The 14,074-nt window shown below is 64.9% G+C and carries 15 protein-coding genes; 2 read left to right on the forward strand and 13 right to left on the reverse strand.

Features of this window, described 5'->3' with window-relative positions:
- Positions 1-3: 3 nt before the first annotated feature.
- The 5 genes from secD to MO486_RS02995 form a co-directional block, all read right to left on the reverse strand.
- Positions 4-1,872 (reverse strand): protein translocase subunit SecD, encoded by a 1,869-nt coding sequence (gene secD, locus MO486_RS02975; protein WP_242904429.1) that lies wholly within the window; start codon positions 1,870-1,872, stop codon positions 4-6.
- Positions 1,873-1,943: 71 nt separating this feature from the next.
- Entirely contained in the window at positions 1,944-2,285 is a 342-nt protein-coding gene (yajC, locus tag MO486_RS02980; protein WP_242904431.1) for a preprotein translocase subunit YajC, read from the reverse strand.
- A 197-nt stretch (positions 2,286-2,482) separates the two neighbouring features.
- Positions 2,483-3,592 (reverse strand): tRNA guanosine(34) transglycosylase Tgt, encoded by a 1,110-nt coding sequence (gene tgt, locus MO486_RS02985; protein ID WP_242904434.1) that lies wholly within the window; start codon positions 3,590-3,592, stop codon positions 2,483-2,485.
- Between the two features lie 199 nt (positions 3,593-3,791).
- Positions 3,792-4,826 carry a tRNA preQ1(34) S-adenosylmethionine ribosyltransferase-isomerase QueA gene (gene queA / locus MO486_RS02990; RefSeq protein ID WP_242904436.1) on the reverse strand — a complete coding sequence of 345 codons (1,035 nt, stop codon included), beginning with the start codon at positions 4,824-4,826 and terminating at the stop codon, positions 3,792-3,794.
- 68 nt (positions 4,827-4,894) lie between these two features.
- Positions 4,895-5,326 (reverse strand): Lrp/AsnC family transcriptional regulator, encoded by a 432-nt coding sequence (locus MO486_RS02995; protein WP_242904438.1) that lies wholly within the window; start codon positions 5,324-5,326, stop codon positions 4,895-4,897.
- A 115-nt stretch (positions 5,327-5,441) separates the two neighbouring features.
- Between MO486_RS02995 and MO486_RS03000 the strand changes: the two genes are divergently transcribed.
- On the forward strand, positions 5,442-6,938 hold the full coding sequence (locus MO486_RS03000) for an aminotransferase class III-fold pyridoxal phosphate-dependent enzyme (protein WP_242904440.1): 1,497 nt from the start codon (positions 5,442-5,444) through the stop codon (positions 6,936-6,938).
- Between the two features lie 134 nt (positions 6,939-7,072).
- On the opposite strand, the gene MO486_RS03005 is transcribed toward MO486_RS03000, so the two are convergent.
- Genes MO486_RS03005 through rsmD form a run of 8 tightly spaced genes read right to left on the reverse strand, consistent with a single transcriptional unit; the run spans position 7,073 to position 12,941 of the window.
- Positions 7,073-7,747 carry a TMEM43 family protein gene (locus MO486_RS03005; RefSeq protein ID WP_242904442.1) on the reverse strand — a complete coding sequence of 225 codons (675 nt, stop codon included), beginning with the start codon at positions 7,745-7,747 and terminating at the stop codon, positions 7,073-7,075.
- Positions 7,744-8,631, reverse strand: a complete 888-nt coding sequence (locus MO486_RS03010; protein ID WP_242904443.1) for an MBL fold metallo-hydrolase — start codon at positions 8,629-8,631, stop codon at positions 7,744-7,746. The genes MO486_RS03005 and MO486_RS03010 overlap by 4 nt, the downstream gene beginning before the upstream one ends.
- 53 nt (positions 8,632-8,684) lie before the next feature.
- Positions 8,685-9,257, reverse strand: coding sequence for a hypothetical protein (locus MO486_RS03015; RefSeq protein WP_242904444.1), 573 nt, complete (start codon positions 9,255-9,257; stop codon positions 8,685-8,687).
- 13 nt (positions 9,258-9,270) lie between these two features.
- Positions 9,271-10,998 (reverse strand): gamma-glutamyltransferase, encoded by a 1,728-nt coding sequence (ggt, locus tag MO486_RS03020; RefSeq protein ID WP_242904445.1) that lies wholly within the window; start codon positions 10,996-10,998, stop codon positions 9,271-9,273.
- Positions 10,995-11,249, reverse strand: a complete 255-nt coding sequence (locus MO486_RS03025) for a YfhL family 4Fe-4S dicluster ferredoxin (protein WP_242904446.1) — start codon at positions 11,247-11,249, stop codon at positions 10,995-10,997. Before MO486_RS03025 ends, ggt begins: the two co-directional genes overlap by 4 nt.
- Positions 11,250-11,298: 49 nt before the next feature.
- A complete protein-coding gene (locus tag MO486_RS03030) occupies positions 11,299-11,796 on the reverse strand; it encodes a hypothetical protein (protein WP_242904447.1) in 498 nt (165 codons plus the stop codon).
- A gap of 18 nt (positions 11,797-11,814) precedes the next feature.
- Positions 11,815-12,315, reverse strand: coding sequence for a pantetheine-phosphate adenylyltransferase (gene coaD, locus MO486_RS03035; RefSeq protein ID WP_242904450.1), 501 nt, complete (start codon positions 12,313-12,315; stop codon positions 11,815-11,817).
- Entirely contained in the window at positions 12,312-12,941 is a 630-nt protein-coding gene (gene rsmD / locus MO486_RS03040; protein WP_242904452.1) for a 16S rRNA (guanine(966)-N(2))-methyltransferase RsmD, read from the reverse strand. Before rsmD ends, coaD begins: the two co-directional genes overlap by 4 nt.
- Positions 12,942-13,009: 68 nt before the next feature.
- Between rsmD and ftsY the strand changes: the two genes are divergently transcribed.
- On the forward strand, positions 13,010-14,074 hold the full coding sequence (ftsY, locus tag MO486_RS03045) for a signal recognition particle-docking protein FtsY (protein ID WP_242904455.1): 1,065 nt from the start codon (positions 13,010-13,012) through the stop codon (positions 14,072-14,074).

Below are 14,074 nucleotides of genomic sequence, written 5' to 3' on the forward strand. Positions count from 1 at the left end.
CCGTCAGATGGCCAGCGACTTGAGTTTGCGACGACGGCCGTACAGCAGCGTGGCGATGCCGCGCGACACCGACACCGCGGTGTACATCGAGGTCAGGATGCCGACGATCAGCGCCACGGCGAAGCCCTTGATCGGACCGGTACCGAAAGCAAACAACGCGATACCGGCGAGCAAGGCGGTGACGTTGGCGTCGGCAATCGTGCCTGAGGCCTTCTCGTAACCGGTCGCGATCGCGCCCAAGGGTGGCATGCCCGCTCGTAACTCCTCGCGTATGCGTTCGTTGATCAGCACGTTGGCGTCGACCGACATACCGACCGTCAGCGCGATACCGGCCAGGCCTGGCAGTGTGAGCGTAGCGCCGAGAACCGACATCACCGCAACCACCATCAGCATATTGATCAGCAGCGCAAGGCAGGTGATCACGCCGAACATGCGGTAGTAGACGAGGAAGAACACCAGCGCGAACGCGAACGAGTACATCACTGCCTGCAGGCCGCGCTGGACGTTTTCCTTGCCGAGGCTCGGACCGACGACGCGCTGCTCGACGAATTCCATCGGTGCCGCCAGCGCGCCGGCGCGCAGCAGCAGGGCGAGGTCCGCGCCTTCCTTCATGCTCTCCAGGCCGGTGGTCTGGAAATCGCGACCGAGCGTGCTCTGGATCGTCGCGACCGAAATCACCTGCTCTTGGGTGCGCGTGGTGCGAACTTCCTTGCCGTCGACGATACGGACGTCCGGAATGCGCTCGATGAAGACCACCGCCATCGGCTTGCCGATGTGCTGGCTGGAGTAGTCGAACATGCGCTGCCCGCCGACGCTGTTCAGGCGCACGCGTACGCCCGGCGTGCCGGTCTGCGAATCAAAGAACGAGGACGCATCCTGCAGCTGCTCGCCGGAGGCGATCACCCGCTTGTTGAGCAGGATCGGCAACGGCTTGCCGTCGGGGCCGAGTTCCTTCCGGTAATAGATGCGCGCTTCCGGCGGCACATTACCGGTAGCGAGTGCGTTGAACGCGTCGCCTTCGACCACGCCGCGGTATTCGAGCGTGGCGGTGGCGCCGAGGATGCGCTTGGCCTGCGCCGTGTCCTGCACGCCCGGCAGCTGCACGACGACGCGGTCAGTGCCTTGGCGCTGGATGATCGGCTCGGCCACGCCGAGTTCGTTGATGCGGTTCCGCAAGGTGCCGACATTCTGCTCGATCGCCTCGCTTGCCAGCTTGTCGAGCTCGGCCTGCGGGATGCGCACCAGGATCTGGTTGCCGGCGGTTTCACGGATCAACGTCGGCAGGTTAGTGGCGATCAGTTGCTGTGCCTTGGCCGGATCGGCACCAGTGGCAAGCGTGGTCACGATCGCGCCATCGGGACGGCGCTCGACCGCGGTGTAGCCGATGCGGTTGTCGCGCAACAGCACGCGGATGTCTTCGGCGGTGGCCTCATAACGCTTGGCCAGCGCGGCGTCCTGGTCGACCTGCATCAGGAAGTGCACGCCGCCCTGCAAGTCGAGGCCGAGCAGCATCGGCTTGGCACCGACGGCGCGCAGCCAGTCCGGTACCGTCGAAGCGAGGTTCAGTGCGACCACATAGCCGGAGCCCAGTTCCGCAGACAGCGTATCGCTGGCCTTGGTCTGCACGTCAGCGTCGCCCAACCTCACCAGCAGGTTGCCGCTCTTGCTGATCTCGACCGACTTCGCGGCGACGCCCGCCTTCTTCAGCGCGGCCTCGACTCGCTGCTCGAGCGCAGTGTCAACCTTCGAACCACGATTGGCGGTGACCTGCACCGAGGGATCCTGCGGGAACACGTTGGGCAGCGCATACAGGCCGCTCAACAGTAGAACGATCAGGATGACGACGTATTTCCAGCGCGCGTATTCAAGCATCGGGAAACCCCGCGGCGACCTTGATGGTCGCCGTCAATGTGATGGACGAAGACTGATCAAAACAGGCCCGATCAGGCCGACTTCAGGGTGCCCTTGGGCAGGACGTTGGTGATCGCGCCCTTCTGCAGGCGGATACGCACGTTGTCGGCGATCTCAACGGTGATGAAGTTGTCGCCGATGTCGGTGACGGTGCCGGCGATGCCGCCGTTGGTCAGCACTTCGTCGCCCTTGGCCAGCTTGCCGAGCATTTCGCGATGCTCCTTGGCGCGCTTCATCTGCGGACGGATCATCAGGAAGTACATGACGCCGATCAGGATGATCGAGAACAACAGGGTCGACATCATGCTCCCGCCACCAGTGGCAGGCGCGGCTTGGGCGTAAGCGGGTGCGATCAGCAGGTCGAGCAGGTTCATCGGAATGTCCGTGAGCGGTCAAATAGCCGGGGATTATGCCATGCGGCCGCGGCGCAGCCGTTTCAAGCTTCTACTCCTCCCCTTGCGCGCAGCGCAGGGGGAGGCTGGGAGGGGGTGTGAGACGCGAAGCGTCGAGGCTTCACGCGAAGGGCACCCCTCCCCAACCCTCCCCTTCGCCTTCGGCGAAAGGGAGGGAGTCAGGCATCGCGGGCAGCGTAGAACGACTGCCTGAACGCGGCGAAAGTGCCCTGCTCGATGGCGTGGCGCATGTCCGCCATCAGCTTCTGGTAGTGCCAGAGGTTGTGCAGGGTGCCGAGGATCGGCGCCAACATCTCGTTGCAGCGGTCGAGATGGCGCAGGTACGCCCGCGTATAGCCGTTGGTGCAGGCATAGCAACCGCAGCCTTCCTCGATCGGCCGCACGTCCTTCTCGTACTTGGCGTTGCGGATGCGCACTGTGCCGAAACGGGTGAAGTAGTGGCCGTTGCGGGCATTGCGGGTCGGCATTACGCAATCGAACATGTCGACGCCGCGCGCAACCGCTTCGACCAGATCTTCCGGCCGGCCCACGCCCATCAGATAGCGCGGCCTGTCGGCGGGCAATTGTGGACAAGTGTGTTCGAGCATGGCGTTGCGCTCGGCCTCCGGTTCGCCGACCGCCAGCCCGCCGATCGCATAGCCGTCGAAACCGATCGCCTTCAGCCCTTCTGCCGATTCCGTGCGCAAACCATGGTGAACGCCGCCCTGGACGATGCCGAACAACGCGGCGTCGTTGCCCTCGTGCGCCTTCTTCGAACGTTCCGCCCAACGCAGGCTCAGCTGCATCGATTTGCGGGCCACGTCCTCTGTCGCCGGATACGGCGTGCACTCATCGAAGATCATCACGATGTCGGCATCGAGCACCCGCTGGATGCGCATGCTCCCTTCCGGACCGAGGAACACGGTGGAACCGTCGGTCGGCGCGGCGAAGGTAACCCCGGCTTCGGTGATCTTGCGTCGATGCGCCAGCGAGAACACCTGGAAGCCGCCGGAGTCGGTGAGGATCGGTCCGTCCCAGCGCGAGAAGCCGTGCAGGCCGCCGTGCGCCTCGATCACATCGAGTCCAGGCCGCAGATACAGATGAAACGTGTTGCCGAGGATGATCTCGGCGCCGAGCGCACGGACCTGTTCCGGCAGCACGCCCTTCACCGAACCGTAGGTACCGACCGGCATGAAGGCCGGCGTTTCCACGGTGCCACGTGGGAAGGTCAGCCGACCTCGGCGGGCAGCACCGTCGGTTTTCAGCAGATCGAAGGACATGCGACTCATGCGTGCATTCCTGTGTGCATGAATCCGCATCGATCCCCAACCCCGTCATCCCGGCGCAAACCGGGATCCATTTTGATGTTGCCTTTGCTCGTCATCCCCGCGAAGGCGGGGATCCAGTGCCTTTGCAGTTTGAAACGCAAAGTCAAAATGGATCCCGGTTTGCGCCGGGATGACGTTGGGAAGGTTCGGGCGAGACTTGTCACTTCACTTGCTCCGGGTACAACAACATCGCATCGCCATAACTGAAGAAGCGATAGCGCTCGCGGATCGCATGCTCGTACGCGGCGGACATGCGCTCCTTGCCGGCAAACGCGGACACCAGCATCAGCAACGTGCTTTCCGGCAAATGGAAATTGGTCAGCAGCATATCGACACTGCGGATGCGATAGCCCGGCAGGATGAAAATTCGCGTCTCACCGGAAAACGGCTGCAACTCGCCGTCACGCAGTGCGCTTTCCAGCGCCCGCACCACGGTGGTTCCGACCGCGATCACGTGGCCGCCCGCCTCGCGCGTGCGACGAATGTCCTCGATCAACGCGGCGCTGACATTCAGCCACTCGCTGTGCATGCGATGTTCGCTGAGATCGTCCACGCGTACCGGCTGGAACGTGCCGGCGCCGACGTGCAACGTCACGTGGCCGAAGCCGATCCCGCGCGCGCGCAACGCATCGAGCAAGGCTTCGTCGAAATGCAGGCCGGCCGTCGGCGCGGCGACGGCACCGATTTCGCGCGCGAATACGGTCTGGTAACGCTCGGTGTCGTCCGCGCCGGCTTCGCGATGGATGTACGGCGGCAGCGGCAGGCGGCCGGCATGCAGCAGCCATGCCTCCAGCGATTCCGGCACATGGAAGCGCAAGCGGTAGAACTCCTCTTCGCGGCCAAGCACTTCCGCTTCTCCGCCAGCATCAAGCGCAATACGGCTGCCGGCCTTCGGCGATTTGCTGGCGCCGATCTGCGCCAACGCCTCGTTGCCGGGCAACAGCCGCTCGATCAGGATCTCGACCCGACCCCCGCTGGCCTTCTGCCCGAACAACCGCGCCGGAATCACCCGGGTGTCGTTGAACACCAGCAGGTCGCCGGGCTGCAGCAGGTCCGGCAGATCGCGGATGCCGCGGTCGGCGAACGGTGCCGGCGCCGGCGGCACGACCAGCAGGCGGCTGGCGGAACGTTGCGGCAGCGGCGCCTGTGCGATCAGTTCCGGCGGCAGGTCGTAATGGAAGTCGGACTTCTTCAAGGGGGCAAGGCGCAGGGAAACCGGCAATTGTAGGGCTTCCGAGCAGTGCCCCTGGGCCGCCAGCAACCCTAGCGCTCGAACTTCGCCGAAAGGATGATCGACGAAGTGGTCCGTTCCACGCCTTCGATGGCGCCGATGCGATCGGTCAGCTCGTCCATCTCCGACACGTTCGGGACCACACCCATTGCGACCAGGTCGAAAGGACCGCTGACCGAGTGCAGGGCCCGCACCTCAGGCACACCATGGAGCGCCTCGACCACGGAGGCCATCTGCTTCGGCAACACGGTGATCATGATGTAGGCCCGGATGTGTCCGCGCTCGGCAGCTTCGTTCACTCGCACGGTGTAACCGCCGATCACCCCTTGCCGCTCCAGCCGTTCGATGCGGCTTTGCACGGTCGTGCGCGACAGCTTCAGCCGGCGCGCGATCTCCGCGACCGAGGCGCGGGCGTTCTCGCGCAGCACGGTCAGCAGCTGCTGGTCGGAGGCAGTGATCTTCATAAGCCCAGCTTTTTCGTCGAATCGACGAAATATAGGATTATTTCGTCCAAATTAATACTACCTATCGACGAATTTATCCCGATAATAGAGCGTTAGCCAAGTTCAGGAGACTCTCATGGCCGTGACCGACAAACTTTCGCCTCTGCGCGCCCATGGCGGCAAACGCCGCACCACCGGCCTCGACGACGCCACCCTGGCGAAGTTCGCCGCCGGCCACCCGGACCTGGTTGAGGTGATCGACGCCGCCGCCACGGAATACGAGCGCGTGCGCGCCGAGTTCCCGGAGCTGCTCGACCAGGACGAAGACGCGCAGGCGCGCGCCATCCAGGCCGGCTACGTCAATTTCTACTCCGACGATACGGTGAACCCGTATGTCGCGCTGGTCGCACGCGGGCCGTGGATCGTCACCCTCAAGGGCGCGGTGCTGCACGACTCCGGCGGCTACGGCATGCTCGGTTTCGGCCACACGCCCAAGGCCGTGCTCGATGCGATGGTCAAGCCGCAGGTGATGGCCAACATCATGACCCCGAACCTCTCGCAGCTGCGCTTCGATCGCGCACTGCGCGCGGAAGTCGGCCACACGCGCGGCGCCTGCCCGTACAGCAAGTTCCTGTGCCTGAACTCCGGTTCGGAGTCGGTGTCGCTTGCCGCCCGCATCGCCGACATCAACACCAAGCTGATGACCGACCCGGGCGCGAAATACGCCGGTCGCGCGATCAAGCGCGTCGTCGTGAAGGGCAGCTTCCACGGCCGCACCGAGCGTCCGGCGCTGTATTCGGATTCCTCGCGCAAGACCTATCTGCAGCACCTCGCCAGCTTCCGCGGCGAAGACACCATGCTGACGGTCGAGCCCTACGATGTCGCCGCGTTGAAGCAGGTGTTCGCCGACGCCGACAAGAATGGTTGGTTCATCGAAGCGATGTTCCTCGAGCCGGTGATGGGCGAAGGCGATCCGGGCCGTTCGGTGCCGGTGGAGTTCTATTCCGCCGCCCGCGAATTGACCAAGGCGCACGGCGCGCTGTTGCTAATCGATTCGATCCAGGCCGGCCTGCGTGCAAACGGCGTGCTGTCGATCGTCGATTACCCCGGTTTCGAAAACCAGACCGCGCCGGACATGGAAACCTATTCCAAGGCGCTCAACGCCGGTCAGTACCCGCTGTCGGTGCTCGCCGTCAGCGAACGCGCCGCCGGCCTGTACCGCAAGGGCGTGTACGGCAACACCATGACCACCAATCCGCGTGCGCTTGATGTCGCCTGCACCGTGCTGGCACAGCTCACGCCCGAGCTGCGCGCCAACATCCGCAACCGCGGCACCGAAGCCGTCGCCAAGCTCGAACAGCTCAAGTCCGAACTCGGCGGCCTGATCACCAAGGTCCAGGGCACCGGGCTGCTGTTCTCGTGCGAACTGGCACCGCAGTTCAAGGGCTACGGCAACGGTTCGACCGAGGAGTGGCTGCGCGAGCGCGGTATCGGCGTGATCCATGGTGGCGCCAACTCGCTGCGCTTCACCCCGCACTTCGCGATGCAGGCCGACGAACTCGACCTGCTCGTCGCGATGGTCAAGCGCTCGCTGCTCGAAGGCCCGCGCGCGCAGCAGGCCGCCGCGGCGTAACCGGCACCGTACCTGCTGGAAACACGAGAGGCCGGGATTTCCCGGCCTCTTCCGTATACGTTCAAATTCACGCTCCCTTCGATACCGGCCACAGCCACCGCTGCAGCCAGCTGATCGGCGCGGACCTCGCTTGTTCAGCGGCGACGACGCCGCGCTATCGCCAGTCCCATCAGCACCACCAGCGCGCCGCCCCCGAACCACCAGGGCGCGCGCGACTTCTTCGGTTGCGTTGCCGGAGGTGTCTCCGGCGTGGCATCGGGCGACAGCTGCCAACGTCCATCGCGCAGCACGATGCGGCCCTGCAACGACGGCAACGTCAGTTCACGCCAATGGATGCGCAGGTCGCCGATCTGCGGATCAAGCGGGTTCTCGGCGCTGCCGAGACCGTCGCCTTCGGGTTGGAACGTCGCGGCGAGGTTGCCAGGCAAGGCGGAAAAATTCGGCCGGAACATGCGCCACACGCCCAGTCGTTCGATCACGCTCGCATCCAGTGGCTTGCCATCGAGGTTGATCGCGGCGACCCATCGCCGGCTGTGCAGCGGCAGCGCGGGATTGTCGTGGCCGGGTGCAAAGCCACGGGAGTCGATCGCGTGTTCGCTCCAGGCCTGTACATAGCCCTGCCCGCTTGCCTGCCCTGCACTTTTGGCCCACTGATACATTGCGACTCGGCGTTCGAGGCCGAAATGGCGCGCAGTCACACCGAATTCGGCGTCGCGAACGACATCGTCGGTCACCGGTACGCCTGCTGGTTCCTGGGCTACGGCGATGCCTGCGATCGCCCACAACGCGGCGACCGCCAACATCCTCATGCCAGGGCCCGCGCGTGCAGTTCCTCGACTTCGTGCGTGGTGCCGAACTTGCCCTTCTCGTCGCGGGTCACCTGCGCCAGCGCGCAACCCGGATCGTGGGTGAAGAACAGATGCACGTTGCGTGCGAGCTTGTCTTCGAGGAACTCGCGCTTCTCGTCGATCAGCAACTCGGCGTTGCGGTCGTAACCCATGGTGATCGGTACGTGCACCCACGGCCGTCCCGGGATCAGATCGGCGCAGAACACTACCCCGCCGTGCGGCTCGCCGTTGACGTGTTCGGGACCGACGATCTCGGCCAGCATCAAACCGGGCGTGTGGCCATCGCTGTAGTGGAAACGCACCGCGTTGCCGAGGGTGTGCGAATGCACGCCATCGACGATTTCCAGCCGTCCACTCTCTTCCAGCAGGCGCGGCAACTCGGGAATGAAGCTGGCGCGATCGCGCGGATGCGGATGGGTCGCCCGGTCCCAGCAGGATTCGCTGACCAGGTAGGTAGCGTTCGGGAACAGCAGCTCAGGCGTCTTGCCATCGCGCCACGGGGCCAGCAATCCGCCGGCGTGATCGAAATGCAGATGGCTGAGCACGACCACGTCGACGTCTTCGTGCTCGAAACCGGCGGTTCGCAGCGATTCCAGCAGCACGTGGCGATCCTCGACCACGCCGTAGCGCTCGCGCAGCGCCGGTGCGAAGAACGCGCCGATGCCGGTTTCGAACAACACGGTCTTCCCGTTGAGCGGACTCGCCAGCAGCGCACGGCAGGCCAGCGCAATGCGGTTCTGCTCGTCCGGAGGCGACCATTTGGCCCACATCGCCCGCGGCGCGTTGCCGAACATGGCGCCGCCATCGAGCTTCTGGCTGTTGCCTAGGATGGACCAGAGTTTCATACGAGGAATTCTAGCGCGCCGGCGTTAAGCAGACGCTATCCGACTCCGGCGATCTATTGGACTTCGTGTTCCGCGGAGAAATAGAAGACGAATTCGCCCGCACCCTGTTCCTGCGTCTGCACCCGGATCGCCGCGATGTTGCCGCTCGACGATAGCCAGCCTTCGCCGATCGCATCGGCATCCGCGCCGAACTTGAACCAACTGCCGCGCCATCCACGCACCACGATCTTCGCCTGTTTTCCCGCCGCGAGTTGCAGTACGGAACCGGCACCTTCCGGCACTGCGACATTGCGGCCACCGGTGTCGTCGAGATCTTCCTGCTCGAATGCGAACAACGGCTCGTTGTCGGCCTCGACAGTGAAACGCCAGTCGGTCGTGCCAGGCGAACCGTCGTGCTGCACGGCGATGCGATCGACTTGCAAGCGCAGTTTGTCCGACACCGGCGCAGTTGCGGGTTCCGCTGCCGCTGCCACGGAGGTGGCCGGCTTGCTGTCTGCCTGCTTGTCACCGCGCACGTTGATGTAGACCGTGGTCAGCGCCGCGATCAACGCTGCCGAACCGGTCAGGATCGCCGGCACATGGGAGATCACCGGCTTCTTGTCGTGGCTTTTGTCGTTATCGGCCATTGGCGCCGTTCCGTCAGGGTGATGGCGCTGGGAGCACTGCTTTCAACAGTACGTCCGCGCGCCCGCCGGGTTTGCGCGGATCGCTGCCGCCGGACAGCGTATTCGTACGCTTGTCCCATTGCACGGTCTGCAGATTGCCCCACGTTGGCTCGCCGGCATTCACCGTGTGGCCCATCGCTTGCAGCGCTTGCACCGTCGCCGCGTCGAGCGCGCCGGGTTCGGCGGAAATCGCGTCAGGGAACCACTGGTGGTGGTAGCGCGGCAAGGCCACGACCGCTTGCGGATCCATACCTGCATCGAAGGCGAGGATGCCCAACAGCACTTGGGTGATGATGCGGCTGCCGCCAGGTGCGCCGAGCACGATCGCCTTGTCCGGCGATTCGATAAAGCTGGGCGTCATCGAACTGAGCATGCGCTTGCCAGGCTTGGGGGCATTGGCCTCGAAGCCCATCACACCGAACGCATTGGGCGTGCCGGGCTTGAGCGCGAAATCGTCCATCTCGTCGTTGAGCAACACACCCGTGCCCGGCGCGATCATGCCGGAGCCATAGAGCAGGTTGACGGTCTGCGTCGCCGCGACGCGGTTGCCTTCGGCATCGATGATCGAAAAGTGGGTGGTTTCCTCGTCCTCCAGCGGCGCCGGTTGCCCGGAGAGCAGTGCGCTCGGGGTCGCCTTGTCGGGATGAATCGACGCGCGCAAGCCGGCGGCGTAATCGCGACTCGTCAGGCGCACGAGCGGGACTTCCACGAAATCGGGATCGCCGAGGTAGATGGTGCGGTCGCGGTAGGCGCGACGCATCGCTTCGACGACCAGGTGCGTGCGCTGCGGCGCGTCGAGTTTCTGCAAATCCCAGCCGGACAGTATCTGCAGGATCTGCGCCAATGCCACGCCACCGGAGGATGGCGGCGGCGATGTGGTGATGTCCCAATCACGATATTTCAGGCGCAGCGGCTCGCGTTCGCGCACGCGGTAGCCGGCGAGTTCGTCCGCTCGCCACTTGCCGCCTTCCTGCTTCACGCCGGCAAGCAACTTCTTCGCGACTTCGCCGCGATAGAAACCGTCGAACCCACGTTCGGCGAGCAGCTCCAACGTACGCGCCAGATCCGGCTGTTTCAGCGTCTCGCCGACCTTGGGCGCGTCGCCGTCGGCCAGGAAGACCTCGCGGGTGCCGCGGTAACGCTCCATGACCTTGCTGCGGCTGGCGTAGCCGACGGCCAGGCGTTCGTAGATCGGAAAACCTTCGCGCGCGACGCGGATCGCCGGCGCCAAGGTGGTTTTCAGCGGCAATTTCCCGTACTTCGCGGCGAGATGCACCAACGCCGCCGGCAAGCCGGGGATACCCGCAGACCACGGACCGTTCTCCGCTCGATCCGGATCGAGTGCGCCGTCCTTATCGAGATAAACGTCAGGCGTCGTCGACTCGGGCGCGGTCTCACGCGCATCGATGAATACGTCGCGATTCGCTTTCGCATCGTGCAGCAGAAAGAAACCACCGCCGCCGATGCCGGACGAAATCGGTTCGACCACCGACAACATCGCCGATGTCGCCACCGCGGCATCGAAGGCGTTGCCACCGGCGCGGATCGCGTCGAGGCCGGCTTCGGTCGCGAGCGCGTGCGCACTGGCGATCGCGGCGCCCGCCGGATGCTGCTGTGGGGAAACCTCGGCTGCGAAGGCCGCAGGCACCGCCAGCCACAAGGCCAACAACCCGCGGCCGGCCACCAACCACCATCGCCTCATGCGGACTCCCGCTGCAGCCGCGCCAACTTGGCGAGCAATTGTTCGTTCGATTCCGGATGTTCCGCATCCGGATCGATGCATTCGACCGGGCATACCACTACGCATTGCGGTTCGTCGTAGTGCCCGACGCATTCGGTACAGCGCGCCGGGTCGATCACATAGATGGTTTCGCCCTGCGAGATCGCCTTGTTCGGGCACACGGGCTCGCAGACATCGCAGTTGACGCAGAGCTCATTGATCTTCAGGGACATTTCGACTGCGGTGGCCGCCGGGATGCCGGCGGCCACAGGTACCTCGAGGTTATTTGGCTTCGACGAAGGTGTAGTCCACGCCGGCCGGGGTCACGGCAGCCTTGACCCGCTCGTTGTCGGCGGGAGCGCCGATGAAGAGCACCTTCACGCCCTTCATCGAACCGGAGCCCATTTCGGTGAACGCGGTCACGATCATGTCGGCCATCTTCGCCGAAGTGGGCGAACCGAACGCAAGCATGTTGCCTTCGATTACGCCGCGGGAGAGGTCGACTTGCAACTTCTCGAGCTGGCGATCGTAGGTGCCCTGGTAATCGTCGCTGCCTTCGGCCGGCAGGTAGTAGGCGTACGGGTTGCTGACGTCGGCAGGTTTGTTGCGCTTGATCACGTCGACCAGATAGTTCTGCCAGGCGACATCGTCGCTGGTGGTCGGCGCAGTCAGCGGCGCGGCTTCTACCGGCTTCGGCGCTTCTTCCTTCTTGCAAGCGGTGAACGACAGCGCCAGCAGCGCGCTCATTACGAACAACATCGGGCGGGTCAGCTTGGTCATGGTGTGTCCCCCATCAAGTCATGCAGAAGTGCGCTGCCATTCGGCCTGCAGCGCGGCGGCAACCGCTGGTGGCACGAAACCGGAAACGTCCCCGCCGAGGCGGGAGATTTCGCGTACCAACGAAGAAGAAATGAATCCGTATTGTTCCGCCGGTGTCAGGAACAAGGTCTCGACCTCCGGGATCAGGTGGCGGTTCATGCTCGCCAGCTGGAATTCGTATTCGAAGTCCGATACTGCACGCAGGCCGCGCAGCAACACACCGGCGTTGAGGTCGCGGACGAAATGCGCGAGCAGGCCATTGAAGCCCCGTACCTCGACGTTCGGGAACTGCACCAGCGCCTGGCGGGCCAGGTCCACGCGCAAGGCCAGCGGCAGCGCCGGGCCCTTGCCCGGGCTTTCGGCGACACCGACGATCAGGCGTTCAAACAGGGGCGCGGCGCGGTCGACGAGGTCGACATGGCCGTTCGTGATCGGATCGAACGTGCCGGGATAGACCGCGATGCGGGTGGCCACGCTCATTCAGTCGCTGCGCCGTCGGCGTTGGAGTCGGTTGGTAGTGTAACCCGGCGGTAAAGCGCATAGCGCACCTCGCGGGTTTTGCCCTCTCGGTGAAGCACCCAATCCACAGGCAGCGACGGGGCCGCATCGAGCGGGGCCTCGATGTACAGCCAAGCCGTCGGGCCGAGTTTTGGCACGAGCGCCGGCAGCACCCCGCCCCACAGGTTGGCGTCGAACGGCGGATCGACGAAGGCCAGGTCGAACGAGGCATCGGGTTGCGCGTGCAGCCAGGCCATCGCGTCTGCCTGGACCACCCCGACGGCGTCGCCGCCTTCGAGCCTGCCCGCGAGTTCGCGCAAGCCTTGCGCAAGTTCGCGATCGTGCTCGACCAGTACCGCGTGTTTCGCACCGCGCGACACCGCCTCCAGCCCGAGTGCACCCGTGCCGGCAAACAGGTCGAGCACGCGCGCGCCAGGCAACATCGGCTGCAACCAGTTGAACAGGGTTTCGCGCACGCGATCGGCGGTCGGCCGCAAACCGGGCCGCGTCGATACCGGCAGGCGCGTGCCGCGCCAATATCCACCGATGATGCGGACCTTGCCGGGCGCGGCGGTGGATGCGGCTTTGTTGGGCGGTGTTTTCTTCATCCGGAGGCGCGAGGGGTGGGTGCTACCATGCCGCCATTCTCCCCCATTCAGTCCTTACGCCAGACCTCATGGTCAGCTGGTTCCGACGCAAGAAGCCCGACGCGCCCGAGAGCGTGTCCATTACGGCCTCGCCCTCCCCGACCGACATCCCGGTTCCCGCTCCTTCCGTAGACCCGATCGAACTGCCCGAAGCCGAAACGGCCCCGGCCGCACCCGGCAAACCGGGCTGGCGCGAACGTTTGCGGGGCAGCACGTTCGCGCGCAGCTTCGGCAGCCTGTTCTCGCGCCATCCGAAGCTCGATGACGACCTGATCGACGAGATCGAAACCGCGTTGCTGACTGCGGACGTCGGCATTGCCGCGACCACGCAGTTGCTCGAAGGCCTGCGCCAGCGCATGAAGCGGCGCGAATTCGCGGATGCCGACGCGTTGTTGCGGGCATTGCGCAATGAACTGATCGCGATGCTGGCGCCGGTGGCGCAACCACTGGTGATCGACAGCAACGCCAGGCCGTTCGTCGTGCTCACCGTCGGCGTCAACGGCGTCGGCAAGACCACCACCATCGGCAAGCTGGCGCGTCGATTCCGCGACGAGAACCGCTCGCTGATGCTGGCCGCCGGCGACACCTTCCGCGCCGCGGCCGTCGCGCAACTGCAAGCCTGGGGCGAGCGCAACGGCGTTCCCGTCGTCGCACAGGGCCAGAACGCCGATGCCGCCTCGGTCGCGTTCGATGCGCTGCAGGCAGCGAAGGCACGCGGCACCGAAGTGCTGATCGCCGACACCGCCGGTCGCCTGCACACGCAGCAGGGTCTGATGGCGGAACTCGGCAAGATCCGCCGCGTGCTGGGCAAACTCGACGCGACCGCGCCGCATGAAGTGTTGATGGTGATCGATGGCACCACCGGCCAGAACGCGCTGTCGCAACTGCGCCAGTTCAATGCCGCCGTTGGCGTGACTGGCCTGGTCGTCACCAAGCTCGACGGCACCGCCAAGGGCGGCGTGGTGTTTGCGTTGGCGCGCGAATTCGGCATCCCGATCCGTTACGCCGGCATCGGTGAACGGCCGGAAGACCTGCGCGTGTTCGATGCCGAAGCGTTCGTCGACGCATTGTTGCCGGAGACCTTGGGCAACTAA

This window comes from Lysobacter sp. CFH 32150 (assembly GCF_022758295.1).
In the GTDB taxonomy this organism is placed as follows: Bacteria; Pseudomonadota; Gammaproteobacteria; order Xanthomonadales; family Xanthomonadaceae; genus CFH-32150.

Bases quoted from the DNA above. Each gene is read 5' to 3' on its own strand.
- MO486_RS03015 (WP_242904444.1), bottom strand. From the start codon at position 9,257: ATGGCCGATAACGACAAAAGCCACGACAAGAAGCCGGTGATCTCCCAT.
- MO486_RS03000 (WP_242904440.1), top strand. From the start codon at position 5,442: ATGGCCGTGACCGACAAACTTTCGCCTCTGCGCGCCCATGGCGGCAAA.
- ftsY (WP_242904455.1), top strand. From the start codon at position 13,010: ATGGTCAGCTGGTTCCGACGCAAGAAGCCCGACGCGCCCGAGAGCGTG.
- coaD (WP_242904450.1), bottom strand. From the start codon at position 12,315: ATGAGCGTGGCCACCCGCATCGCGGTCTATCCCGGCACGTTCGATCCG.
- MO486_RS03025 (WP_242904446.1), bottom strand. From the start codon at position 11,249: ATGTCCCTGAAGATCAATGAGCTCTGCGTCAACTGCGATGTCTGCGAG.
- rsmD (WP_242904452.1), bottom strand. From the start codon at position 12,941: ATGAAGAAAACACCGCCCAACAAAGCCGCATCCACCGCCGCGCCCGGC.
- MO486_RS03030 (WP_242904447.1), bottom strand. From the start codon at position 11,796: ATGACCAAGCTGACCCGCCCGATGTTGTTCGTAATGAGCGCGCTGCTG.
- MO486_RS03010 (WP_242904443.1), bottom strand. From the start codon at position 8,631: ATGAAACTCTGGTCCATCCTAGGCAACAGCCAGAAGCTCGATGGCGGC.
- yajC (WP_242904431.1), bottom strand. From the start codon at position 2,285: ATGAACCTGCTCGACCTGCTGATCGCACCCGCTTACGCCCAAGCCGCG.
- MO486_RS02995 (WP_242904438.1), bottom strand. From the start codon at position 5,326: ATGAAGATCACTGCCTCCGACCAGCAGCTGCTGACCGTGCTGCGCGAG.
- ggt (WP_242904445.1), bottom strand. From the start codon at position 10,998: ATGAGGCGATGGTGGTTGGTGGCCGGCCGCGGGTTGTTGGCCTTGTGG.
- MO486_RS03005 (WP_242904442.1), bottom strand. From the start codon at position 7,747: ATGAGGATGTTGGCGGTCGCCGCGTTGTGGGCGATCGCAGGCATCGCC.
- tgt (WP_242904434.1), bottom strand. From the start codon at position 3,592: ATGAGTCGCATGTCCTTCGATCTGCTGAAAACCGACGGTGCTGCCCGC.
- secD (WP_242904429.1), bottom strand. From the start codon at position 1,872: ATGCTTGAATACGCGCGCTGGAAATACGTCGTCATCCTGATCGTTCTA.